Annotated in this window: 21 protein-coding genes; 16 read left to right on the forward strand and 5 right to left on the reverse strand. The window is 73.5% G+C overall.

Annotated elements, in window-relative coordinates; all coding sequences use genetic code 11:
* Nucleotides 1-22: 22 nt before the first annotated feature.
* Nucleotides 23-1,006, forward strand: coding sequence for a glycine betaine ABC transporter substrate-binding protein (locus tag ACFOX0_RS31630; RefSeq protein WP_377552879.1), 984 nt, complete (start codon nucleotides 23-25; stop codon nucleotides 1,004-1,006).
* Nucleotides 1,007-1,085: 79 nt separating this feature from the next.
* On the opposite strand, the gene ACFOX0_RS31635 is transcribed toward ACFOX0_RS31630, so the two are convergent.
* Both ACFOX0_RS31635 and shbA read right to left on the reverse strand, forming a co-directional pair.
* Nucleotides 1,086-1,955, reverse strand: coding sequence for a hypothetical protein (locus tag ACFOX0_RS31635; RefSeq protein ID WP_377552881.1), 870 nt, complete (start codon nucleotides 1,953-1,955; stop codon nucleotides 1,086-1,088).
* The gene (shbA, locus tag ACFOX0_RS31640; RefSeq protein WP_377552883.1) at nucleotides 1,952-2,533 is read right to left on the reverse strand and encodes an RNA polymerase sigma factor ShbA; all 582 of its coding nucleotides are present in this window, start codon (nucleotides 2,531-2,533) and stop codon (nucleotides 1,952-1,954) included. The genes ACFOX0_RS31635 and shbA overlap by 4 nt, the downstream gene beginning before the upstream one ends.
* Before the next feature lie 168 nt (nucleotides 2,534-2,701).
* On the opposite strand from shbA, the gene ACFOX0_RS31645 reads away from it, so the two are divergent.
* From ACFOX0_RS31645 to ACFOX0_RS31695, 11 genes are all read left to right on the forward strand, one after another.
* Nucleotides 2,702-3,775, forward strand: coding sequence for an ABC transporter ATP-binding protein (locus ACFOX0_RS31645; RefSeq protein ID WP_377552885.1), 1,074 nt, complete (start codon nucleotides 2,702-2,704; stop codon nucleotides 3,773-3,775).
* A complete protein-coding gene (locus ACFOX0_RS31650) occupies nucleotides 3,772-4,545 on the forward strand; it encodes an MlaE family ABC transporter permease (RefSeq protein WP_377552887.1) in 774 nt (257 codons plus the stop codon). Before ACFOX0_RS31645 ends, ACFOX0_RS31650 begins: the two co-directional genes overlap by 4 nt.
* A 1-nt stretch (nucleotide 4,546) precedes the next feature.
* Nucleotides 4,547-5,350, forward strand: coding sequence for an MlaE family ABC transporter permease (locus ACFOX0_RS31655; protein WP_377552922.1), 804 nt, complete (start codon nucleotides 4,547-4,549; stop codon nucleotides 5,348-5,350).
* A gap of 2 nt (nucleotides 5,351-5,352) precedes the next feature.
* Nucleotides 5,353-6,624 carry an MCE family protein gene (locus tag ACFOX0_RS31660; RefSeq protein WP_377552924.1) on the forward strand — a complete coding sequence of 424 codons (1,272 nt, stop codon included), beginning with the start codon at nucleotides 5,353-5,355 and terminating at the stop codon, nucleotides 6,622-6,624.
* Entirely contained in the window at nucleotides 6,621-7,652 is a 1,032-nt protein-coding gene (locus tag ACFOX0_RS31665) for an MCE family protein (RefSeq protein ID WP_377552889.1), read from the forward strand. The genes ACFOX0_RS31660 and ACFOX0_RS31665 overlap by 4 nt, the downstream gene beginning before the upstream one ends.
* Nucleotides 7,653-7,713: 61 nt before the next feature.
* The gene (locus ACFOX0_RS31670) at nucleotides 7,714-8,703 is read left to right on the forward strand and encodes an MCE family protein (protein ID WP_377552891.1); all 990 of its coding nucleotides are present in this window, start codon (nucleotides 7,714-7,716) and stop codon (nucleotides 8,701-8,703) included.
* The gene (locus ACFOX0_RS31675; RefSeq protein WP_377552893.1) at nucleotides 8,703-9,986 is read left to right on the forward strand and encodes an MCE family protein; all 1,284 of its coding nucleotides are present in this window, start codon (nucleotides 8,703-8,705) and stop codon (nucleotides 9,984-9,986) included. Before ACFOX0_RS31670 ends, ACFOX0_RS31675 begins: the two co-directional genes overlap by 1 nt.
* Nucleotides 9,983-11,425: an MCE family protein gene (locus ACFOX0_RS31680; protein WP_377552895.1), complete on the forward strand. Its 1,443-nt coding sequence runs from the start codon at nucleotides 9,983-9,985 to the stop codon at nucleotides 11,423-11,425. Before ACFOX0_RS31675 ends, ACFOX0_RS31680 begins: the two co-directional genes overlap by 4 nt.
* Nucleotides 11,422-12,660, forward strand: coding sequence for an MCE family protein (locus tag ACFOX0_RS31685; RefSeq protein WP_377552897.1), 1,239 nt, complete (start codon nucleotides 11,422-11,424; stop codon nucleotides 12,658-12,660). Before ACFOX0_RS31680 ends, ACFOX0_RS31685 begins: the two co-directional genes overlap by 4 nt.
* Nucleotides 12,661-12,681: 21 nt before the next feature.
* Entirely contained in the window at nucleotides 12,682-13,719 is a 1,038-nt protein-coding gene (locus ACFOX0_RS31690; RefSeq protein WP_377552899.1) for a hypothetical protein, read from the forward strand.
* Nucleotides 13,720-13,731: 12 nt separating this feature from the next.
* The gene (locus tag ACFOX0_RS31695; RefSeq protein WP_377552901.1) at nucleotides 13,732-14,367 is read left to right on the forward strand and encodes a hypothetical protein; all 636 of its coding nucleotides are present in this window, start codon (nucleotides 13,732-13,734) and stop codon (nucleotides 14,365-14,367) included.
* A gap of 45 nt (nucleotides 14,368-14,412) precedes the next feature.
* Here ACFOX0_RS31695 and ACFOX0_RS31700 read toward each other — a convergent pair whose 3' ends face one another.
* On the reverse strand, nucleotides 14,413-15,048 hold the full coding sequence (locus ACFOX0_RS31700) for a DNA-3-methyladenine glycosylase (protein ID WP_377552903.1): 636 nt from the start codon (nucleotides 15,046-15,048) through the stop codon (nucleotides 14,413-14,415).
* Between the two features lie 164 nt (nucleotides 15,049-15,212).
* On the opposite strand from ACFOX0_RS31700, the gene ACFOX0_RS31705 reads away from it, so the two are divergent.
* The 4 genes from ACFOX0_RS31705 to ACFOX0_RS31720 all read left to right on the forward strand — a co-directional run bounded on the left by ACFOX0_RS31705 (nucleotide 15,213) and on the right by ACFOX0_RS31720 (nucleotide 17,598).
* The gene (locus tag ACFOX0_RS31705; RefSeq protein ID WP_377552905.1) at nucleotides 15,213-15,737 is read left to right on the forward strand and encodes a hypothetical protein; all 525 of its coding nucleotides are present in this window, start codon (nucleotides 15,213-15,215) and stop codon (nucleotides 15,735-15,737) included.
* Nucleotides 15,738-15,840: 103 nt separating this feature from the next.
* Entirely contained in the window at nucleotides 15,841-16,686 is an 846-nt protein-coding gene (locus tag ACFOX0_RS31710; protein WP_377552906.1) for a DUF4097 family beta strand repeat-containing protein, read from the forward strand.
* A 211-nt stretch (nucleotides 16,687-16,897) separates the two neighbouring features.
* Nucleotides 16,898-17,245 (forward strand): hypothetical protein, encoded by a 348-nt coding sequence (locus ACFOX0_RS31715; RefSeq protein WP_377552908.1) that lies wholly within the window; start codon nucleotides 16,898-16,900, stop codon nucleotides 17,243-17,245.
* The gene (locus tag ACFOX0_RS31720) at nucleotides 17,242-17,598 is read left to right on the forward strand and encodes a hypothetical protein (protein ID WP_377552910.1); all 357 of its coding nucleotides are present in this window, start codon (nucleotides 17,242-17,244) and stop codon (nucleotides 17,596-17,598) included. Before ACFOX0_RS31715 ends, ACFOX0_RS31720 begins: the two co-directional genes overlap by 4 nt.
* Here the strand turns inward: ACFOX0_RS31720 and ACFOX0_RS31725 are convergent.
* Together ACFOX0_RS31725 and argH are read right to left on the reverse strand one after the other, a co-directional pair.
* Nucleotides 17,566-18,756 carry a D-alanyl-D-alanine carboxypeptidase family protein gene (locus ACFOX0_RS31725; RefSeq protein ID WP_377552925.1) on the reverse strand — a complete coding sequence of 397 codons (1,191 nt, stop codon included), beginning with the start codon at nucleotides 18,754-18,756 and terminating at the stop codon, nucleotides 17,566-17,568. The genes ACFOX0_RS31720 and ACFOX0_RS31725 overlap by 33 nt on opposite strands.
* Before the next feature lie 328 nt (nucleotides 18,757-19,084).
* Entirely contained in the window at nucleotides 19,085-20,548 is a 1,464-nt protein-coding gene (argH, locus tag ACFOX0_RS31730; protein ID WP_377552912.1) for an argininosuccinate lyase, read from the reverse strand.
* Nucleotides 20,549-20,770 lie beyond the last annotated feature (222 nt).

Below are 20,770 nucleotides of genomic sequence, written 5' to 3' on the forward strand. Positions count from 1 at the left end.
CACGACGCCACGGAAGGCAGACATGCGCACCCGAACACCCCTCACCCGGCTCGCCGCCGGCACGGCCGTCGTCGCGCTGGCCCTCACCGGCTGCTCGGTCACCACCGAGGCCGGCGGCGAGGACGTCTCGGTCGGCAAGGGTTCGATCCAGAAGGACGAGGCACTGGCCGGCCAGAGCATCGCCATCGGGTCGAAGGAGTTCACCGAGAACATCGTCCTCGGCCACATCGCCATGTTGGCCCTCAAGGCCGCCGGCGCGAACGTGGTGGACAAGACCAACATCAAGGGCTCGGTCAACGTCCGCAAGGCGATGCTCGCCGGCGAGGTCAACGCCTACTGGGAGTACACCGGCACCGGCTGGATCACCTACCTGGGCCACACCGACCCGATCGCCGACTCGCAGCGGCAGTACGAGGCGGTGGCCAAGGAGGACAAGGAGAAGAACGGGGTCGTCTGGGGGGCCATCGCGCCGGCCAACAACACGTACGCGCTGGCGGTGCGCGAGGACAAGGCCAAGGAGTGGAACCTCAAGACCCTGTCCGACCTGGCCGCCTTCGTCAAGAAGAACCCGGACCAGGCGACGTTCTGCTTCGAGACCGAGTTCAGCTCCCGCAACGACGGCTGGAACGGCGTGGCCAAGACGTACGGGATGAACGTGCCGGCGGCGAACCGCAAGGTGATGGACGTCGGAGTGGTCTACAACGAGACCAAGAAGGGCGAGTCCTGCAACTTCGGCGAGGTGTACGTCACCGACGGCCGGATCAGCAACCTCAAGCTGGTGCCGCTGGAGGACGACAAGCACTTCTTCCCGATCTACAACCCGGCGCTGACCCTCAACAAGGACACCGCCGCGAAGTACCCGTCGCTGGCCTCGGTGCTCGACCCGATCGCCGCCAAGCTGGACAACGACACGCTGCGCAAGCTCAACGAGCGGGTGGACGTCAAGGGTGAGTCGGTGGCCCAGGTGACCGCCGACTGGATGAAGCAGGAAGGCTTCATCGGCTGACCCTCGGCCACCGCCGCGCTGAGCGAACCGGTATCCGACGGCCGACTCCGTACCGCGGGAGTCGGCCGTCGTCGTCCGGTCAGCCGAAGATGCAGATCAGCCAGCAGTCCCTCGGGGACTTCGTCGGGCTCGGGGTGGCTGACGGCGACGCGCCGGGCAGCAACGGTGGCAGATTCGGCAGCAACGACGGCAGCAGCGGCGACGGGCCGGCCGCCGGCGGTGAACCGGAGGCGCCGGGCGCCGGCCCGCCGGGCACCGGGGACCGGGTGCCCCGGGTGGGTGCCGCGCTCGGCGACGGGACCACGTCCGACGGCCGGGGTCGCGACGGCGCCACATCGGTCAGGGTGCGCCGGACGTCGTCGATGTCCTGCCGGAGCCGGGCCGCGGCGGCCGGGTCGTGTACCCGGGCCAGATGTCCGGCGGCGTCGTCGAGGTGACTCTGCGCGTCGTCGTACCGACCGGCCCCCAGGGCCGTACGGGCGAGCGCGATGGCCTCCTCGGCGGACCGTACGTCGGCCCGCTCGGGGAAGACCGTCCGGGTCACCGGCCACAGCGGGTTGCCCGGTCCGGCGTGCTGCGCGCCGACCCCGACCAGCCCGAAGGCGGCCGCCGCCACCGCGGTGACGATCGCCCAGCGGGGTGGCCGGCGCCGGCCACCGGTCCGCCGGCCGTGCCGTCCGGGCCCGGTCGGGCCGGCGGTCGACGGGCCGCCCCGGCCGGCGGTGGCCGGACCGGGGTCGGCGACCACGCCGACCGCGCCGGCACCCGGGTGGCCGGTGTCCGGGTGCCCGGCGCCCGGCGTCGGCAGGTCGTCGTCCAGGTCCGCGCGCCAGGCGGCCAGCAGGGTCGCCACCGGTTCGTCCGTCGCGGCCGACCCGCCGCGGCCCAGGGCGTCCAGCAGCTCGTCGTCGGCCAGCATGGTCACCAGGTCGGGTTCGCGCTCGGTCATGCCGCCCTGCCTTCGTCGAGGGCGTCACCGGCGATGCTGCGCAGCCGGGCCAGGGCCCGGGACTGGGCGACCCGGACGGCGGGTGCGGACATGCCGACCACCGTGCCGACCTCGTCGGCCGAGAGCCCGACCGCGACCCGGAGCAGGATGATCTCGCGCTGGGTGTCGGTGAGCCGGTCCAGCAGCGCGGACAACCGGCGGGCCAGGTCGGTGGAAACCGCCTGCTGCTCCGGCCCGGGTGCCGCGTCCGGCCGGTCCACCAGCGTGTCGGCGACGCTGAGCGCCGGTGCCCGCACGGCGGCCCGCTGCGCGTCGGCCACCTTGTGCGCGGCGATGCCGTACACGAAAGCGGTGAACGGGCGGCCCTGGTCACGGTAGCGGGGCAGGGCGTTCAACACGGCCAGACACACCTCCTGGGCGACGTCGTCGGCGGTGGCGAACGCCCCACCGACCCGGCCGAGCCGGGCCCGGCAGTACCGCACCACGCCGGGACGCACCTGGGTGAGCAGCGCCTCGGTCGCGTCCGGGTCGCGTCGTACGGCCCGGCTGACGAGGTCAGCCTCGGAAGCTGCGGTCATGGGGTCAGGGGACACCTTCGGTCGGGCGGGGGATGCCCCGAACCGTAGTCCGCCGGACCCGTTCACACCAATGCACCCCCCGTGACCGGAACGTTACGGAAAGATTTTCTGTTACACCCGCCCTGGTCGCCCCGATGTCACCGGTAACGGCTGCGGACGGGAGTGCGGATGGGCGTCGAGGTGCGCGTGGAGGGGCTGACCAAGTCCTTCGGCGGCCAGCCGGTCTGGTCGGACGTGAGCCTGACCCTGCCGGCGGGCGAGATCTCGGTGCTGCTCGGGCCGTCCGGCACCGGCAAGTCGGTGTTCCTGAAGACCCTGGTCGGGTTGCTGCGGCCGGACCGTGGGTCGATCTGGATCGGCGACCGTGACCTGCCGCGGCTGTCCGAACGCGCACTGTACGAGGTCCGCCGGTTGTTCGGGGTGCTGTTCCAGGACGGCGCGCTGTTCGGCTCGATGAACATCTACGACAACGTGGCGTTCCCGCTGCGCGAGCACACCCGCAAGCCGGAGTCCCAGGTCAGGGCCATCGTCGAGGAGAAGTTGGAGCTGGTCGGGCTGACCGGGGCGGAGAAGAAGCTGCCCGGTGAGATCTCCGGCGGGATGCGCAAGCGGGCCGGTCTGGCCCGGGCGCTGGTGCTCGACCCGGAGATCATCCTGTTCGACGAACCGGACTCCGGGCTGGACCCGGTCCGGACCGCCTACCTGAACCAACTGATCATCGACCTGAACCAGCGCACCGACGCGACGTTCCTGATCGTCACGCACGACATCAACACGGCCCGTACCGTGCCGGACAACATCGGCCTGATCTACCACGGGCACCTGGCCATGTTCGGCCCCCGGGAGATGCTGCTGTCCAGCACCGAGCCGGTGGTCCGGCAGTTCCTCAACGCCCAGCGGGTCGGCCCGATCGGGATGGCCGAGGAGAAGGACGCCGAGGAGCTGCGGGCCGAGGCGGAGTCCGGTGTGGACCTGCCGCCGCTGCCACCGATCGCGGCCCAGCTGCGCCCGTCGGACGGCCTGCCGCGCCGGTCCGAGCGACCGGCCGGCCAGTGGTGCCGGGAAAACGGGGTCACCCCGCCGCCCGGTTCGTTCGCCGACGCGCCGGAGCGGGAGATCGGCTGGACGCGCCGCGACGCCATGGATCAGACCGCCATGGATCAGACCGCCATGGATCAGACCGCCGACTTCGGTCCCCCGCCCGACTACGACGGGCTGCACAGCCGCGAGGTGAGCCGATGAGGGTCTCCCCCACCGGCGCCCTGCGCCAGTCCGGCGAGTTCTTCGCGTTCTGCCTGGACGCGCTCGCCGGGCTGCCCCGCCGGCCGTTCCAGGTCGCCGAGTTCGTCCGGCAGGCCTGGTTCATCAGCTCGGTCTCGATCCTGCCGGCCGCCCTGGTGTCGATCCCGTTCGGCGCGGTCATCGCGCTGCAGCTCGGTTCCCTGGTACGCCAGCTCGGCGCCCAGTCGTTCACCGGGGCCGCCTCGGTGCTGGCCGTGGTCCGCGAGGCGGGCCCGATCGTCACCGCGCTGATCATCGCCGGGGCGGGGGGTTCGGCGATCTGCGCCGACCTCGGCGCCCGGAAGATCCGCGAGGAGCTGGACGCCATGCAGGTGCTCGGCATCGACCCGATCCGCCGGTTGGTGGTCCCCCGGGTGGTCGCCACCATGCTGGTCGCCGTCCTGCTCAACGGCCTGGTCAACGTGGTCGGGGTGGCCGGCGGTTACGTGTTCAACGTGCTCGTGCAGGGCGGTACGCCGGGGGCGTACCTGGCCAGCTTCCAGGCACTCGGTCAGCTGCCGGACCTGGTCGTCGGCGAGCTCAAGGCGCTGCTGTTCGGCGCGGTGGCCGCCCTGGTGGCCAGCTACAAGGGGATGACCGCGCGGGGCGGCCCGAAGGGGGTGGGCGACGCGGTGAACCAGAGCGTGGTGATCACCTTCATGCTGCTGTTCGCGGTCAACTTCGTGCTCACCGCCGTGTACTTCCAGGTCGTACCGCAGAAGGGTGCCTGAGATGGCGGTGCTGCGCGGCCTGGACCAGCTCGGCGGGCAGTTGACCTTCTACCTGCGCGCGGTGGCCTGGGCGCCGCGCGCGGTGACCCGCTACCGGCGCGAGGTGGTCCGGCTGCTGGCCGAGGTCAGCTTCGGCTCCGGGGCGCTCGCGGTGGCCGGCGGCACGGTCGGAGTGATCTGCTTCCTCACCTTCTTCACCGGCACCGAGGTCGGCCTGCAGGGCTACCAGTCGCTGAACCAGATCGGCAGCAGCGCCTTCACCGGGTTCATCTCCGCCTACTTCAACACCCGGGAGATCTCCCCGCTGGTCGCGGCGCTCGCCCTGTCGGCCACCGTCGGCTGCGGCTTCACCGCGCAGCTCGGCGCGATGCGGATCTCCGAGGAGGTCGACGCGCTCGAGGTGATGGCGGTGCCGTCGCTGCCGTTCCTGGTCACCACCCGCATGATCGCCGGCTTCCTCGCGGTGATCCCGCTGTACGTGGTGGGCCTGCTGTCGAGCTACCTGGCCACCCGGACCATCGCGGTCGTCTACTTCGGCCAGTCGGCCGGCACCTACGACTACTACTTCCACCTGTTCCTGCCGCCCGGCGACGTGCTCTGGTCGTTCGGGAAGGTGCTGGTCTTCAGCGTCATCGTGGTGCTCACCCACTGCTACTACGGCTACACCGCCAGCGGCGGCCCGGCCGGGGTCGGGGTCGCCGTCGGCCGGGCGGTACGGCTGTCCATCGTCGCGGTCAACATCGTCGACTTCTTCCTGTCGCTGGCGATCTGGGGTGCGACCACGACCGTACGGATCGCGGGGTGACCATGCGGAACCGGATTCTCGGCGCGTCGTTCGTGCTGCTGCTGCTCGGGGCGGTGAGCCTGTCGGTGCTGCAGTACCGCAAGGCGTTCGACCCGGTGACCTGGGTGACCCTCTACACCGGGCACACCGGCCTGAACCTCAACGAGGGCGCCGAGGTCAAGCTGCGCGGCGTGGTGGTCGGCGAGGTCCGCGGGATCGGCAGCGACGGTTCCCGGGCCCGGTTGCGGCTGGCGCTGGACCCGGCGTCGACCGGGCGGATCCCGGCCGGGGTGAGCGCCCGCCTGCTGCCCAAGACGCTGTTCGGTGAACGGTACGTGGCGCTGGTCCCGCCGACCGGCGGGCCGACCCGGCCGATCCGGTCCGGTGACGTCATCGACGCCGACCACAGCGCGGCGGGCGTGGAGCTGGAACGGGTGCTGGACAACGCGCTGCCGCTGTTGCGATCGATCCGCCCGGACCGGCTGGCGGCCGCCCTGGGCGCGCTGGCGGCGGCGCTGGACGGCCGGGGCGACAAGCTCGGCCGGACCATCGTCGCCGCCGACGACTACCTGCGGCAGCTCAACACGGAGATGCCGGTGCTGGCCGAGGACGTCCGCCGGCTCGCCGCCGTGCTGGACGGCTACGACGCGGCGCTGCCCGACCTGCTGTCGATCCTGCGCGACGTGACGGTGACCGCGAACACGGTGGTCGACCAGCGGGCCCAGTTGGCCGCCTTCCTCGACGACACCACCGACGCGGCCGACGTGGGTCGACTCTTCCTCGACCGGCACGGCGACCAGCTCGTCAAGGTCGGCCAGGTGACCCGCCCGGTGCTGGAGCTGCTCGCCACGTACGCCCCGGAGTACCCCTGCCTGATGCGCGGCCTGGTCGGCCTGCAACCCCGGGTGGAGGAGGTGTTCCGCAACGGCCGGATGCACATCACCCTGGAGGTCACCCGGGACAACGGGAAGTACCAGGCCGGTCGGGACGACCCGGTCTACGCCGCGCACGACGGCCCGCGGTGCCGGGGGCTGCCGAACCCGGCCGTGCCCGCGCCGGAGACGCCGATCGGCGACGGCTACGACTACGGCGGCAGCCGGCCCGGGCCCGCGAAGCTCCCGGTCGGCCTGCCCGCCGGCGGGCCGACGATGGGGTACGCCGGCACCAGCGAGGAACGCGACCTGGTCAAGCCGATCATCGGCGCGGCCACCGGCACCCTGCCGGTGCAGGTGCCGGACGTCGCGGTGCTGTTGTGGGGACCGCTGCTGCGCGGAGCGGTGGTGAACCTGCCGTGACGTCGATCGCCAGACCACTGACCAAACTCATCGTCTTCGCGACGGTGACGGTGCTGCTGACCGCGGTGCTCGGGCAGACCCTGGGCTCGTTCGGCGGTGGCGGGACCGGCTACCGGGCCCGGTTCACCGACGTCACCGGCCTGCTGGTCGGCGACGACGTCCGGATCGCCGGGGTACGGGTCGGCAAGGTCACCGGAATCCGGGTGGCCGACGGCACGCAGGCCGAGGTGTCCTTCACCGTCGACGAGGACGTGCCGCTGACCAGCACCGTGCTCGCGAAGATCCGGTACCGGAACCTGGTCGGCCAGCGGTACGTGGCCCTCAGCGAGGGCCCCGGCGACGGCCGACCGTTGCCGGCGCACGGGTTGATCCCGCTCGCCCGGACCACCCCGGCGCTGGACCTGACCACCCTGTTCGCCGGGTTCCGGCCGCTGTTCACCGCGCTCACGCCGCAGGACGTCAACAAGCTGGCGTACGAGATCATCCAGGTGTTGCAGGGTGAGGGCGGCACGGTGGCCAGCCTGCTGCAGCGCACCGCGTCGCTGACCAACACCCTGGCCGACCGGGACGCGGTGATCGGCCGGGTGATCACGAACCTGAACGCGGTGCTGGGCACCCTGGCCGACCGGGACCAGAACCTCGACCAGGCGATCAGCCAGCTCCAGCAGTTCGTCTCCGGGCTGTCCGACGACCGGGCGGCGATCGGCGCCGCGCTGGTCAACCTGGGCACGCTGACCGGCACCACCGCGTCGCTGCTGCACGACGCGCGGCCGGCGCTGGCCGCCGACGTGGCCGGGCTGGGGCAACTCGCCGGCACGCTGAACCGCAACGCCGGCGTCATCGACCAGACCCTGGGCCGGTTGCCCGGCCGGTACGAGGCGCTGACCCGCACCGCGTCGCACGGCTCCTGGTTCAACTTCTTCATGTGCGACTTCGACGGCCGGGTCGGGGTCGCCGGGCAGGACGTCACGCCCGCGTCGTTCAGTTCCCCGGCGGCCCGCTGCGCCGCACCCGGAGGTGCCCGGTGAAACCGTCGTCGCCGGCCGTCCCCGGTGGACCGGCCCGGCAAGCGTCCTTCGGAGGTGCCCGGTGAAGCCGTTCCGGGAACGCAACCCGGTCCGCGTCGGCGCGGCCGGGCTGGCGGTGCTGGCCGCCGTGCTGCTCGGCGCGTTCCGGCTGGACGACCTGCTGGCCCTGACCGGGCGGGACTACCAGGCGGCGTTCCGGGACGCCAGCGGGCTGAACACCGGAAACGAGGTGCGGATCGCCGGCGTACGGGTCGGTCAGGTCACCGACGTGGGCCTGGGCCGGCACGGCGCCGTCCCGTACGTGCGGGTCCGGTTCCGGCTCGACGACCGCGACGTCCGGCTGGGCCGGGACACCGGCGCGACCATCCGGATCAAGACCGTGCTCGGCCAGAAGTACCTCGCCCTGACCCCAGCCGGTCCGGACCGGCTGGCCGCCGACGCGGAGATCCCGCTGGAGCGCACGGCGTCGCCGTTCGACGTGATGCAGGCGGTCACCGGGCTGGCCGGCACACTGGACCAGATCGACAGCAAGCAGTTGGCCGCCGCGTTCGGCACGCTGGCGCAGGCGTTCGCGGACACGCCGGGCAGCGTGAAGTCCTCGCTGACCGGGCTGTCCCGGTTGTCGACGACCATCGCCGACCGGGACGCGCAACTGCGCGAGCTGCTCGCCCGGGCCCGGTCGGTGACCGGCGTCCTGGCCCAGCGCGACGACGAGTTCCGCAAGCTGGTGGCCGACGGGGACGCGCTGCTGACCGAGGTCAGCCGGCGCCGGGACGCGATCCACGAGTTGCTGGTCGGCACCGACCAACTGGCCACCCAGCTGTCCGGGCTGGTGGCCGACAACCGGGCCCAACTGGAACCGACGCTGCGCCAACTGCGCGGCGTGGTGGCCGTCCTGCAACGCAACCGGACCAACCTGGAGCAGACCCTGCAACGGATGGGGCCGTTCGTCGAGGCGTTCGCCAACGTCGTCGGCAACGGCCGGTGGTTCGACTCGTATCTGAGCGGGCTGTTGCAGCCGTACCTGCCGAACACGACGGGGGGACGCTGATGCGGGTACCGACCGGCCGGACGCGGTGGTGGGCCGCCGCCGGGATCACCGTGGTGGTGCTCGGCGCCACGGCGCTGACCTGGGCGCCCTGGCGCAACCCGGAACGCACCGTGGTGGCCCACTTCAGCCGGGCGGTGGGCGTGGTCGCCGGCTCCGACGTCCGGATCCTGGGGGTGCGGATCGGGCACGTGGTGTCGGTACGCCCGGAGGGCCGCACCGTCCGGATCGAGCTGCGGTACGCGGCCGAGCACCCGGTGCCGGCCGACGCGCGGGCGGTGATCGTCCCGCCCAGCGTGGTCAGCGACCGGTACGTCCAGCTCACCCCGGCGTACGCGGGTGGGGCGACGCTGGCCGACGGCGCGGACCTGGCGACCGACCGCACCGCGGCGCCGATGGAGATCGACGACATCTACCGGGCGCTGGACGACTTCAACAAGGCGCTCGGCCCGGACGGCGCCAACGCCGACGGCGCGTTGTCGAAGCTGCTCGCCGCCGGTCGGGCCAACCTGGACGGCAACGGCGAGAACCTGCACGCCACCCTGGACGGCTTGTCGAAGGCGTTGACCACGCTGGCCGACGGCCGGCAGGACCTGTTCGGCTCGGTGGCCAACCTGCAGCAGTTCATCACCGCACTGGCCCGCAGCGACCAGCAGGTCCGGGCGTTCAACCAGCGGCTCGCCGAGGTCGCCGGGCAGCTCGCCGGCGAACGGGACGAACTCGCCGCGGCGCTGCGCAACCTGGCCACCGCGCTGACCGACGTGACCACCTTCGTGAAGCAGAACCGGGCGGCGCTGACCGACAACGTGGCCGCGCTGGCCGACATCACCACCGTCCTGGTCCGCCAACAGCAGGCGATCATGAAGATCCTGGACGTCGCCCCGCTCACCCTAACCAACCTGAACCTGGCCTACAACGCCCGTTCCGGCACCCTGGACACCCGGGACAACGCGCTCGGCCCGTACGACCCGGCCAGCTACGTGTGCGCGGCGATGGTGGACCTGCTGCCGGTGGCGAAGGTGCCGAAGCAGTGCTTCGACCTGGCGAAGACGTTGAACCTCAAGCACCTGCCGCTGCCCGAGCAGCTACGCAAGCTGCTCAACCTGCCGCCGACCGCCGGCGCGACGTCCGGCGGCGGCAACACCGGCGGTACGGGCGCCCCGGCCGGCGCCGGCACGCCGGGCGGCGGGAGCACCGCGCCGGGCGCACCGGGCGCACCGGCTGCGCCCGGCCCGACCGGCGACAGCGACCTGACCCTCGGCGGGATCCTGCGGGGTGGCCGATGACCGCGCGCCCGCGCCGCCGGTGGGGACGGCGGCCGGTGCGGGTGCCGACCGGCCGGCGGTTCGGACTGCTCGGCGCCGGGCTGACCCTGGTCCTCACCGGGTGCTCGCTGCCCACCCTGGCCGACGTGCCGCTGCCCGGCGGCGCGCCGAGCGGGCCGGGATACCGGGTCACGGTGGAGTTCGCCGACGTGCTCGACCTGGTGCCGCAGGCCGCGGTGAAGGTCGACGACGTGACGGTCGGCAGCGTCGAGCGGATCTCGCTCGCCGGCTGGACGGCCCGCGCCACGGTCCGCATCGACAAGAAGGTCGAGCTTCCGGCGAACGCCACCGCCGCGGTACGGCAGACCAGCCTGCTCGGTGAGAAGTACGTGGCGGTCGACCCGCCGCGCACCGAGGCGCCCGCCGGTCGGCTGGTCGACGGCGCGGTGATCCCGCTGAGCCGGACCCGCCGGGCGGCGGAGGTCGAGGAGGTGCTGGCCGCCTTCGGGCTGCTGCTGGGCGGCGGCGGCCTGGCCCAGCTCAAGACGATCAACGAGGAGTTGGTCCGGGCGCTGGACGGCCGGGAGGCGTCCGCCAAGGACGCGCTGCACCAACTGGACGACTTCCTCGGCGGCCTGGACAAGCAGAAGGCCGACCTGGTCCGGGCCCTGGACGCGATGGACCGGTTGACCGGCCGGCTGGCCCGGCAGCGCGCCGTCGTCGGCGACGCGCTGGACGCACTGGCGCCCGGCCTCACCGTGCTGACCCAACAGCGGGTCCAGCTCACCGCGGCGCTGACCGCGCTCGGTGAACTGGGCAAGGTCGGCACCCGGGTGGTGCGCAAGAGCCACGCCGACACGGTGGCCAGCCTGCGCGCCCTGCAACCCGTCCTGGACCAGTTGGTGAAGGCCGGCGACGACCTGCCCAAGTCGCTGGACTTCATGCTGACCTTCCCGTTCCCGCCCAACGTCACCGGCGCGATCGTCGGCGACTTCGTCAACCTGTCGGTGTCGGCGGACCTGGACGCGGCGTCGATCCTGTCGAACCTGCTCTCCGCCAAGCCGGTGGCCGACAAATCGGTCAAGCCGCCGAAGCCGGGCGGGTCCGCGACGCCGGCGCCGGGCAGGCCGCAACCCGGGTCGCCCGGCACCGGGCTGATCCCCGGCGTGCTGCCACCGATCTGCCTGCCGGTCAGCGGCCTGATCCCACCCGGCTGGCTGCCGCCGACCGGCTGCCAGGTGCCGAAGGAGTGCACGGTGCTGCCGCCGGGCACACCGGTGCCGCCCGGCGGACTGCTGCCCCCGGGCGGGATCCTGCCGCCGGGCACCCTCTTCCCACCGGGCGCCACCGTCCCGCCGGGAGCCGTGCTGTCACCGGGCTGCCTGCTGCCGCCGCCGACCGGGGCGACCAGCGGGCTGACCGGCGGCCTGACCGACCTGCTGGGCGGGGGGTTGTTGTGATCACTCGTACCGCGAAGCTCCAGGTGCTGGTCTTCGTGCTGGTGAGCGCGCTCGGCATCGGCTACGTCGGGGTGCGTTACGTCGGCTGGGGCGCCCGTGGCTACCTGGTGCACGCCGACTTCGCCGAGGCCGGCGGGATCTTCGCCAACGCCCCGGTCACCTACCGGGGCGTACCGGTCGGGCGGGTGAGCGCGGTCGACCTGACCGACGACGGCGTCCGGGCCGAGCTGCGGATCGACCGCGGCGTCCGGGTACCGGCCACGCTGCGGGCGGTGGTGGCGCACCGGTCGGCGGTCGGCGAGCAGTACGTCGACCTGCGCCCGGAGACCGACACCGGACCGTACCTGCGGGACGGGTCGGTGATCGGGCGGGACCGCACCGGTACGCCGCTGGCCCCGGAGACGCTGCTGGCCAACCTGGACTCCCTGGTCGGCTCGGTGAACCCGGACGACCTGGCGGTGGTCGTCAACGAGTTGGGCACCGCGTTCGAGGGCAACGAGCTGGCCCTGCGGCGGATCCTGGACGCGGGCGACGCGCTGCTGACCGACGCGACCGCCGCCCTGCCGCAGACCGTCGACCTGCTGCGCGACGGTCGTACCGTGCTGCGTACCCAGCAGCAGGCGGCCGGCGACCTGCGCCGCTGGGCCGACGGGCTGGCCAGGTTGGCCGCCACCCTGCGCGGCTCCGACGGCGACCTGCGCCGGCTGCTCGCCGCCGGGCCGCCGGCGGCGACCCAACTGGTCGGCCTGCTGCACGACCTCGACCCGACGATCGGCACGTTGCTGGGCAACCTGGTGACGGTGAACGGCCTCGCCGCCCGTCGGCTGCCCGGTATCGAGCAGCTGCTTGTCGTCTACCCGCTCGCGGTCGCCGGCGGGTTCACCGTCACCCCGGGCGACGGGACCGCGCACTTCGGGTTGGTGCTCAACGTCAACGACCCGCCGCCGTGCGTCTACCACGGCACCACCCGCTGCTCCGAGTCCGACGAGGCGCGTGGCTCGTCGGTCCGGGGTGCCGGAAACGCTCCGGGGCCGCACGGCTCCGGACCCACCGCCCCACCCTCGACCGGCCTGGTCCCGCCGGTCGGCGGCCCGGTCGCCGGATTCGATCCGGCGACCGGGCTCGCGGTGGGGCCGCAGGGGACGCCGTTGCAGTTCGGCGGCACCGGCGGCCAGTACGAACTCGCCGGCGACCAGTCCTGGAAACAACTCCTGCTCGCCGGCCTGACGCCGTAACCAGACCCGAGGAGTCGACAGATGCCGACAAGTGAGGAGCGCCGGCTGCGGCTGGTCCCGGGAACGCCCTCGACGCCCCCGGACCGAACCACGGCCCGGCCGCGCCGGGTCGTCACCAGCCGGGTACTCGCCCCGGTCCGCTCCGAACCGGCCGCGGACGAACCGGCCGCGGACGAACCGACGGGGACGGATCCGGCCGACCCGTCGCCGGCCGGGACGCGACCGGACCGGACCCGGCCGGCCGGGGACGAGCCGCTGGTCGACGATCCCGATCGGGCCGCGCCGGCGCTGGACGAACCGTCGTCGGACGAGCAGTTCCCGGTCGGTCCCCGGTCGCCGGGCACCGAGCCGGACGACCTGCCCGGATCCGGGTCGCCGCGAGGCGGGACCCGGACCCGGCGCACGAACCGCCGTACCGCGGCCACGCGGGACGGGTCGGCCGCCCCGGTGGACGGCGAGGTGTCCTCCCCGGCGGCCGACGAGGGGGCGGCCGACGGGGACGCCGCCGACGGGGGTCCGGACGACGGCGACGCCGGGCCGCGTCGCCGTCGTCCGGGACGGTCGCTCCGGCCGCGCCGCCCCGCCCCGACCACGGCGGTGCTGCTGGCCGTGCTCTGCGCCGCGCTGGTCGCGCTCGGCGTGGCCGGCCGCGACTGGTACGCCGACCGGCAACTGGCCACCGCGCACCAGCAGGCGCTGGCGGCGGCCCGGCAGACCACCGTCAACTTCATCTCGATCAGCGCCTCCAGCGTCGACAACGACCTGCGGCGGATCAGCGCCGGGGCGACCGGGGAGTTCCGCGAGCAGTTCGACCGGGGACAGCCGCAGGTCCGCTCGGCGGTGGTGGAGAACAAGGTGGAGTCGCGCGGCACGGTGCTGCAGGCCGGACTGGTCTCCGGTGACACCCGGACGGCGGTGGCGCTGGTGGCCGTCGACGCGACCGTCAAGAACGTGCACGCCCCGGCCGGCCGGCCGTCGCACTACCGGATCCAGGTGGACCTGACCCGGGACGCCGACACCGGCCACTGGCTGGTGTCCCGACTGCAGTTCGTCGGCTGAGAGGAGCCACCCATGTCACCGATCCTGACCGGGCTCACCGGCCGCCTGCGCCGGCCCGGCCGCCGCCGGGAGGCCGTCGAACCGACCCGGACCGAACCGACCGACAGCGAGTTGTCCGACACCGACACCGACACCGACGGTGGGCGGTCGGGCGGGCGTCGGGCCGGTTCCCGACGCGCGACGACGACCCGGGTGGCCCTGGTGGCCGCCATCGTGCTGGCCGCTGGCGGAGCCGGGGCGGCCTGGTACAGCCACCACCGGACCGGCCTGCGGGACACCGCGGTCCGACAGGCGTTGGCCGCCGCCCCGCCCGCCGCCAAGGCCATCTTCTCCTACGACTACCGCGACTTCGACGCCAGCGTCGCGAACGGCCGAGCCTTCGTGACCGGCACGTTCGCCGACGAGTACGCGCAGACCACCGCGACCCTGAAGGCGACCGCGGTGTCCGAGAAGGCGGTGGTGCTCGCCGAGGTGTCCGCCACCGGCGTGGTCGAGGCCGACCCGGGCCGGGTCCGGCTGCTGGTCTACCTCAACCAGTACCGGCGCAACGTCAACACCGCCGGCGAGAAGGTCGACCAGAACCGGGTGGTGCTGGAACTGGTGCCGGTCGGCGACGACTGGCGGGTGTCCCGGGCGACCGCGATCTGATCCCCGGCGCCGCGCGAGCCGGCCCGGCCGAGCGCGGACGCCGCGTCAGGACGGCGCCGGCGGCCGGCGGCGCGGGACGTGCCGCCGGTAGTCGCTGACGGTCGGGTCGCCGGCGATCCAGAACCGCCACGGGACGTCGTGCGCGCCGGTCACCCCGACCCGCGGTCCGGCCACGATGTCGGCCACCGGCACCGGCTCCGACGCCGACGCGGGCCGGAGCCGGACCGGGCCGTCGCCGAGCAGCCATGCCCCGTAGGCGGCACCGTCCAGCCCGAGCGTCGAGCACAGCCGGGCCGGTCCCCGGGCCAGGTCCACGTCCCGGCGTACGGCGGGTCGCCGGGACCGGGCGATGTCCAGCCCGTCGACCACCTCGCCGGCCCGCAGCAGCACCGCCGACGCCTCGCCGTCCGGACCGGTCACCACGTTCAGGCACCAGTGCATCCCGTACGTGAAGTAGAGGTAGGCGTGCCCGGCCGGACCGAACATCACCGCGTTTCGCCTGGTCCGCCCCCGGTACGCGTGCGAGGCGGGATCCCCGCCGCTGCCGGCGTACGCCTCGACCTCGGTGAGCCGGACGGTGACCCCGCCCGCGGTCAGCCGGCAGCCGAGCAGTCCCCGGGCGGCGGTCTCGACCGGCCCGGCCAGCAGCGTTCCCAGGTCGGCCACCCGTGCGTCAGTCATGCCCGTCAGCCCATCACACCCGGCCGGCCGTTGCCGACCGGCCCGTCCCGCGACCGGCTGACACCCGGTGGATCGACGCTATCGGGCGCCAGAGTGCGCCACGATGGCGCCATAGTGAGCCAATACCACTTGCTATGGCACCATCGTGGTGCCATAGTAGTGCCATGGACCTCACGCCGTACGTCGACAGCCTCCGCCGGGAACTCGCCGCCGCCGCCGATCTCGGCGGCGCGGACGCCCGCGCGCTGGCCGAGCGGTTGGCCGGCCCGTTGGAGTCGGCGGTCCGGCTGGCCCTGCTGGACGCGCTGACCGCTGCGGCCGACGAGATCACTCGGGAGCTCGCCCCGGGCTCGGTCGAGCTGCGGCTGCGCGGCCGGGAACCCGGGTTCGTGGTGACACCACCCCCGACCGAGCCGTCGCCGGTGGCTGCCACCATCGCCCCGCCGACGAGCGCCGCGCCACCGGCCGTGGACCTCGACGAAGGCACCACGGCACGCATCAACTTCCGCCTCCCGGACCAGCTCAAGAGCCGGATCGAGGAGGCCGCCAACCGGGACGGGCTGTCGGTGAACGCCTGGCTCGTCCGCGCCACCACCGCGGCCGTGCGGGGCGCCACCGCCGGACCGACCCGGCCGCCGGGCCACGGCCACACCGTGGGCGGGCAGCGCTACACCGGTTGGGTCCGCTGACCCGACCGCCCACCGCGGCACCACCACCCGTCGTCCAGCGACCCCCGGCCTACCGGACCGACCACCGGGGGCCCTCCTCATCCACCCGAAAGGGGACCTCGTCATGCCCACCTTCGACACGCCGGAACCGATCTCCGTACAGGTCGACCTCGTCGTCGGGGACGTCCTGATCCTCGCCGGCGACCGCGCCGACACCGTGGTCGACGTACGTCCCAGCGACCCGTCCGCCGATCGGGACGTGCGCACCGCGGAACAGACCCGGGTCGAGTACACCGACGGGCGGCTGCTGATCCGGGCGCCGCGACAGAAGAAGCTCGGCGTCTTCGGAAAGACCGGCTCGGTGGACGTGTCGATCGAGCTGCCGGCCGGCTCCCGGGTCCGGGGGGACACGGCCGCGGGGACCTACCGGTGCACGGGACGGCTGGGCGAGTGCCGGCTCAAGACCTCGGCCGGTGCGCTCGCCGTCGAGCACGCCGGCCCGGTCGATCTGCACACCGCGGCCGGCCCGATCACCGTGGACCGGGTCGACGGCGACGCCGAAGTCACCACCAGCACCGGCCAGCTGCGACTGGCGCAGGTGACCGGCAACGCGGTGGTCAAGAACTCCAACGGGGCCACCCGGATCGGCACGGTCGGCGGCGACCTGCGCGGCAACGCCGCGAACGGCGACATCGTGGCATCCCGGGTGGACGGTGCGGTCAGCGCCGCCACCGCCAACGGCGACGTCCGGATCGACGGGATCGGCCGCGGCCCGGTCTCGGTCAAGACCGCCCGCGGCGAGCTGGAGATCGGCGTCCTCGGCGACGCCGCCGTCTGGCTGGACCTGCACACCCAGTTCGGCACCGTGCACAACCGGATCCCGGTGACCGACGCCCCCGGGGACGGCGAGCGCACCGTCGAGGTACGCGCCCGTACCTCGTTCGGCGACATCATCGTCCGCCGAGGTTGACCGCCCGGTCGGTCGAGGCGAGGACCCACGGACGCCACCCGGCGCCGTGGGTCTTCGCACATGTCGGTAAAGCCAGCCTTCTGGCTGAAGTGTCCGCTCAATTCGTACATCGTCCGGTCGCCCCGGTCAATGCCCAGTTCGGCGCGGTCCCACCCGCCCCGCGTGAGCACCCGTCCGCCTGTCGACCAGGTGAAAAATCCCAGGTCAAGCCTTGTTCATTGCGCAGCGCATCGGCAGCATGACGATACGTCGCGATCGCGACTCCGGCTGTCCGGCCGGACAGCAGGACCGCACGGGGCGAGGCCCGACCCGACACGTCCGCGCCCCGGTGCGACGCGCGGGCCTCGCCCTGATGCGCGATCCGTCGTGCCGAAGGAGGGACCTGATCGTGCTCGTCTCCATCGCGGTCGTCGCCGGCCTGGTGGTGGGCTTCGTCGCCGGACTCTGCGCCTATCGCGCGTCCCGCCGCTGGTGCGCCGCCTGCGGCGACATCCTGACCTGTCCGACCTGCCGCGTGTTGTCCGGATCCCGTGCCGACTGGCCGGAGCGGGTCCGATGACCGCGCCGCTGCCCGAACTACCTCCCGGCACGGTGCTGGAGGTGGCCAAGGACGACTGGCGGTGCGGCGGTTTCCGGCTGTTCCTCAGGGTCGAATCGGTCCGCCCCGACCTCTCCGTCTACTACGAGAACGAGTGGATCTGGATCAGTGGTACGCAACTGAGCCGGGACGGCACCCCGGTGGGTCACCTGGACGCGCTCGTCCGGGTCGCGGCCCTGTCCGACCTCCCGGCACCCCGGTCGGGCCGACCGGAACGACCGGGGTCGAAGCGCACCGGGCCGGGTCGGTCGACCCCCGGCGGCACCCGGCCGGTGCGTCGGTCACCGGACGGACCGGCGGCCGGCCATCCGTGACAACCCGACCACCGCCACGAGCGTGCCCAGCAGGAGGGCGAGCAGGCCGACGCCGAGCGGCCCGGAGAGCGCACCGCCCGAGCGGGCTCCGGCGACCCGCTGCCCGCCACCCACCGGTGCCGCGGTGACGGTCGGCGACGCACCGGCCGGCGCGACCAGCTGACCGACGGCGGCGTCCCGGGGCAGCCCGTACCCCCAGTTCAGCAACGCCGCGCCCTGCTGCCAACCGCGGGCCGGCAACTCGGCACCGAGCAGGGTGACCAGCAGCCGGCGCCCACCCCGGTCGGCCGCGCCGACGAAGCTGTGCCGGGCCAGGTCGGTGTAGCCGGTCTTGCCGCCCAACGCGCCCGGGTACTGGTAGAGCAGCTGGTTGTCGTTGACGATCCGGAAGCCGTCCGGATTCGGCGACGACTGCCCGGGCAACTGGGTCGGCTGGCCGGGCACCTGGGCCTGCCGGGTCGCCGCGTACCGGCGGAAGTCGTCCCGGTCGAAGTCCGCGCGGGCGATCAGGGCCAGGTCGTACGCGCTGGTGAACTGGCCTGGACCGTCCAGACCGGACGGGGTGGCCGCGTGCGTCTGGTTCGCCCCGAGCCGTCGCGCCTCGGCGTTCATCGCCGCGACGCCGGCGCTCAGCCCACCCGCTCCCCCGCCGAGCCGGGCCAGCACGTTGGCGGCGTCGTTGCCCGAGTTGAGCAGCAGCCCCAGCCACAGCGTCTCGATCGGGTAGCGGCCGCCCTTGACCAGTCCCATCGCCGAACTGCCCGGCTCGAAGTTCATGTCCTCGTCGGTCACCTCGACCACCCGGTGCGGGTCGAGCTTCGGCAGGAACGTCTCGACCAGCAGCAGCTTCTGCACGCTGGCCGGGATGCCGTACTCGTGCGGGCCACAGGCGCCGAGCACCGCGCCGCTGTCCAGGTCCGCGACCACCCAGGACGCCGCGGAGACGCCGGGCGGGGCCGGCGCGCCGGCCGGGGCGGCCAGCCCGGCGGTGACCAGGCCCGCGCCGCCGACGGCCCGGTCCGTCGCGGACAACGGCGGCGTCGAGGGCCGGGCCGGCCGGGCCGGTGGCGGGTCGGGCAGCGGACACGGTACGGCGGCGGCCGACCGGGCGATCGGCACGCCCACGGCGCCGGCCGATCCGCCCGTCGCCAGCACCAGCGTCGCGCCGACCGCGCAGCCGGCGACCGCCCTCCCCCATCTGGTCACGGAAAGTGAGCCTAGGAGCTCTGGCCGGCCTCCGCGGGGGTACGGAGGAAGCGCCCCCGATGCCCGCAAGCGCCCGGCCGGCGAGTGGCCTCCCGACTCGGTCCGGTCCGTCCGGTTGCCCGGAACCCGGATCCCGGACACCTCCCCAGCCGTTGGTGCGGGCACCCCGGAACGGCCGGAACCCGGCGATCAGGTCGTCCGGCGGCGAGCCGGACCGTAGCGGGTCGTCCGGCGGGCCGGGACCGATCCACCACGGCGGCGGTCCCGACCGGGTGGGGCGTCAGCGGGGCACCACCTGCTCGGTCGCCCACTCCCGCCAGCCCTCCAGCTGGTCGGCCGCGGCGGCGAGTTGGTCGGCCACCGGGCCGGGACCGGTCGAGCCGGGCGTGATCCGGGCGGCCAGCGCCGACCGGACCGACAGCACGTCCCGCACGCCCGGGTCGAGGTGCTCGCTGACCGCCCGCAGGTCGGCGTCGGACACCTCGTCCAGCGCGCAGTCCCGGGCCACGCAGAGCGCGACCAGGCGACCGGTGATCTCGTGCGCGTCCCGGAACGGTACGCCCTTGCGGACCAGCCAGTCGGCGACCTCGGTGGCCAGCGAGTAGCCGACCGGGGCGGCGGCGACCAGCCGGTCCACCCGGACCGTCATCGTGGAGATCATCCCGGCCAGCGCCGGGAGCAGCAGTTCGAGGGTGTCCACCGCGTCGAACGCCGGTTCCTTGTCCTCCTGCATGTCCCGGTCGTAGGTCAGCGGCAGGCCCTTGAGCATGGTCAGCACCGCCATCAGCCCGCCGACCAGCCGGCCGGACTTGCCCCGGGCCAGCTCGGCGATGTCCGCGTTCTTCTTCTGCGGCATGATCGACGAGCCGGTGGCGAACGCGTCGTCCAGCTCCACCCAGCCGAACTCCTGCGACGTCCACATCACCACCTCCTCGCCGAGCCGGGACAGGTGCACCCCGATCAGCGCGGTGGCGAACAGGAACTCGGCGACGAAGTCCCGGTCGGCGACCGCGTCCATCGAGTTGGCGAACGACGTCCGGAAGCCCAGCTCCTTGGCCACCGCCACCGGGTCCAGCGGCAGGCCGGAACCGGCCAGCGCGCCGGCGCCGAGCGGGCTGACCGCGCTGCGGTGGTCCCAGTCGCGCAGCCGTTCCAGGTCGCGCAGCAGCGGCTGCACGTGCGCCAGCAGCCAGTGCCCGAACGCCACCGGCTGGGCGTGCTGCACGTGGGTCATCCCGGGCGCCGGGGTGTCCAGGTGCCGCTCGGCCTGCTCCACCAGCGCACCGGCCAGTTCCACCAGCCGGCCGGCCACGCCCCGGGCGTGGTCCCGCAGATAGAGCCGCAGGTCGGTGGCGACCTGGTCGTTGCGGGACCGGCCGGCCCGCAACTTGCCACCCAGCGCGCCGAGCCGCTCCAGCAGCCCACGCTCCAGGGCGGTGTGCACGTCCTCGTCGTCGACGGTCGGCCGGAACTGCCCGGAGGCGCAGGCCGCCTCCAGGTCGTCCAGCGCGGCCAGGATCCGGCCCAGTTCCTCCGGATCGAGCAGCCCCGCGCCGGCCAGCACCCGGGCGTGCGCCCGGGAACCGGCGATGTCGTACGGGGCCAGTCGCCAGTCGAACTGGACGCTCACCGACAGCCGCGCGAGGGCCTCGGCGGGACCACCGGCGAACCGGCCACCCCACAGGCTCGTACGGTTGCTGCCGGCGCTGTTGTCGGTCAATCCCCTGTCGTCCACGCCGCCCATCAGGTTTGCGCGGAGAGGGCCGGCGCCTTGAGGCGTCGGGTGATTCCGCGCTCCCTCCCTTCACTATTAGATGTGTGTTGCCTGTATATTTGTTGTGTGGCTCGTGAGGTGCGGGTTTCCGCCGGAGGGGCGTACGACCTCGGGTACCACGTCGTGTGGTGCCCGAAGTACCGCCGCCCGGTATTGACCGGCCCGATCGCGGCCCGCTGCGACGAACTGATC

The sequence above is a fragment of the Micromonospora zhanjiangensis genome, assembly GCF_042650605.1.
Classification (GTDB): Bacteria; Actinomycetota; Actinomycetes; order Mycobacteriales; family Micromonosporaceae; genus Micromonospora_J; species Micromonospora_J zhanjiangensis.

Coding starts and splice junctions, on each gene's coding strand:
- ACFOX0_RS31630 (WP_377552879.1), top strand. CDS start 23: ATGCGCACCCGAACACCCCTCACCCGGCTCGCCGCCGGCACGGCCGTC.
- ACFOX0_RS31635 (WP_377552881.1), bottom strand. CDS start 1,955: ATGACCGAGCGCGAACCCGACCTGGTGACCATGCTGGCCGACGACGAG.
- shbA (WP_377552883.1), bottom strand. CDS start 2,533: ATGACCGCAGCTTCCGAGGCTGACCTCGTCAGCCGGGCCGTACGACGC.
- ACFOX0_RS31645 (WP_377552885.1), top strand. CDS start 2,702: ATGGGCGTCGAGGTGCGCGTGGAGGGGCTGACCAAGTCCTTCGGCGGC.
- ACFOX0_RS31650 (WP_377552887.1), top strand. CDS start 3,772: ATGAGGGTCTCCCCCACCGGCGCCCTGCGCCAGTCCGGCGAGTTCTTC.
- ACFOX0_RS31655 (WP_377552922.1), top strand. CDS start 4,547: ATGGCGGTGCTGCGCGGCCTGGACCAGCTCGGCGGGCAGTTGACCTTC.
- ACFOX0_RS31660 (WP_377552924.1), top strand. CDS start 5,353: ATGCGGAACCGGATTCTCGGCGCGTCGTTCGTGCTGCTGCTGCTCGGG.
- ACFOX0_RS31675 (WP_377552893.1), top strand. CDS start 8,703: ATGCGGGTACCGACCGGCCGGACGCGGTGGTGGGCCGCCGCCGGGATC.
- ACFOX0_RS31680 (WP_377552895.1), top strand. CDS start 9,983: ATGACCGCGCGCCCGCGCCGCCGGTGGGGACGGCGGCCGGTGCGGGTG.
- ACFOX0_RS31690 (WP_377552899.1), top strand. CDS start 12,682: ATGCCGACAAGTGAGGAGCGCCGGCTGCGGCTGGTCCCGGGAACGCCC.
- ACFOX0_RS31695 (WP_377552901.1), top strand. CDS start 13,732: ATGTCACCGATCCTGACCGGGCTCACCGGCCGCCTGCGCCGGCCCGGC.
- ACFOX0_RS31700 (WP_377552903.1), bottom strand. CDS start 15,048: ATGACTGACGCACGGGTGGCCGACCTGGGAACGCTGCTGGCCGGGCCG.
- ACFOX0_RS31705 (WP_377552905.1), top strand. CDS start 15,213: ATGGACCTCACGCCGTACGTCGACAGCCTCCGCCGGGAACTCGCCGCC.
- ACFOX0_RS31710 (WP_377552906.1), top strand. CDS start 15,841: ATGCCCACCTTCGACACGCCGGAACCGATCTCCGTACAGGTCGACCTC.
- ACFOX0_RS31720 (WP_377552910.1), top strand. CDS start 17,242: ATGACCGCGCCGCTGCCCGAACTACCTCCCGGCACGGTGCTGGAGGTG.
- argH (WP_377552912.1), bottom strand. CDS start 20,548: ATGGGCGGCGTGGACGACAGGGGATTGACCGACAACAGCGCCGGCAGC.